The sequence below is a fragment of the Flagellimonas pacifica genome, assembly GCF_900215465.1.
GTDB classification, from domain to species: domain Bacteria; phylum Bacteroidota; class Bacteroidia; order Flavobacteriales; family Flavobacteriaceae; genus Flagellimonas; species Flagellimonas pacifica.
The window spans coordinates 1-1,672 of the sequence record NZ_OBEH01000013.1 but is presented as its reverse complement, the minus strand read 5'-3'; the positions used below and the strand labels follow the sequence as shown (position 1 = coordinate 1,672).

The following is a 1,672-nucleotide window of genomic DNA, read 5'->3' as shown; positions in this document are numbered from 1 at the left end:
AACGTGGCTGTTGCAGAAGTGCTCTGTGCGCAAGATATCGACCCTAGTATGCTGTTCTTGCCGAAGCTTTAGGAGAGTTGGTCTTGGTTGGATTTTCCGGCAAAAAATGGTCATGTAGGTTTGGAAGACATCCATGATCGTCTTGAAAATGCCAATGGAGGGTTTCCTTCCCCCTTTCTTTAGGTACTTTTTCAGGTTGAAGGCGATCGCGGCCATGAGCATGACCTTATGCGCACCTGCCTTGCCCAGTACGCCTATTTTTCTCAGACCGTAGAACTGGGTCAGACTACCGAACACGGGCTCCACCGTACTTTGCCTAAGGTTTTTCATCCGTTTGCCCCTTTCGCTGTGCTGTCTGGCGTAGGCCCTCAAGTATTGTTCGTCATAGATCGTTCTAGTGATTTTTTTGCATTTGGTATTCGGCACGCATTTGGATTTCATGGGACAGACCTTGCAGTCCTTAGGTGCCGCCCAATAGCATTTCAGTACGGTACCGTCTCGGTTGGTGCGGAACCCCTTGAAAGGTATCGGCCTGTTCATCTGGCAATTGTATTCGTCCTTTTCCTTGTTGTATGGAAAACCTTCTATCTTGGGTTTGTATTTCCCGAAAACGGGTATCCAACCTGTAATCTTCCTTTGTTCGAGAAAATCGTAGTTGGACCCATTGGAATAACCTGCGTCCGCCAGGATATCCGTCATTATCAGCTCGTTTTTCCTTAAGCGGCCCTGCACCTTTAGGGCGATATCGGTCAGGTACTGGCTGTCCCTACCGTCGGCAAAGTCGGCCTGTATATTCGAGATGACCCCTTCAGCGGTATCTACCGCCATACTGCAATGGTAGTTCAACTTTCTGGCCTTGCCCGGCTTTACCGATATACGGGCATCCGGATCACGGGGGCTGTAGTGCGTTTTGTTGCTGAGCAGCCTTGCTTTTTTGTGGGACGCGCCGACCAGTCGCACCGGACTATCCCTCAGGTTTTGGTGATGCTTCCCCACGCGCTTCAGCTCATGCTCGGGAGCGGAGATTTGTACGGAGGATATGGTTCCACCTTGCTTTTTAGTAGTTTCCCGATTTTCTTCCGATACTTTCTTCAAGTGGTCGTCCATGGGGGTGGCCGGCATTTTCGGCACTACGCTTTCCATGGACGCGTTCGCCTTTATCGGGGCCGAGTCCACCGCCTGGGTATGGCCGGATACCATCCCGCTGTCGACGCACAGGGCGAATACCTTGTTGAACAAAGTCATAAAAAGGGATTCCGGATAAAGTTGCCTCGTCCTGCTTATCGTTGAATGCCATGGCAGCTCCTCGTCCAAGTCGTAACCCAGAAAGTAGAGCACGTCCATTCGCATGCAGCATTGTTCCACTAGTTTTCGGTCGGAGGTAATGTTCTCGAGGTATCCCGTGATCAACAGCTTGAAAAAGACCACGGGGTCGATAGAAGGGTTGCCGGTCTTGCCATAGAGTTCTTTCGTATCCTTATAAAGAAAGCTTAGGTCAAGCATTTCGCGGAGTTTTCTGTAAAGGTTATCCTTTGGAATCCGGTCCGATAACTGGAAACTTAGGAAGAGTTTTTCGGTATAGTTCTTTCTGCCTTGCATACCTTTAATTTACGGATTTCAGCAGATTTATAAAAGCAAGAATTGATGTTTGTCGGAGTTCTGCAACAGCCAC

At 49.4% G+C, this 1,672-nt stretch carries 1 protein-coding gene; it reads right to left on the bottom strand.

What is annotated here, in order from left to right:
* A partial coding sequence (locus CRO15_RS19570; protein WP_097047545.1) for an IS1182 family transposase occupies positions 1-1,599 on the bottom strand: 1,599 nt, incomplete at its 3' end.
* Positions 1,600-1,672 lie beyond the last annotated feature (73 nt).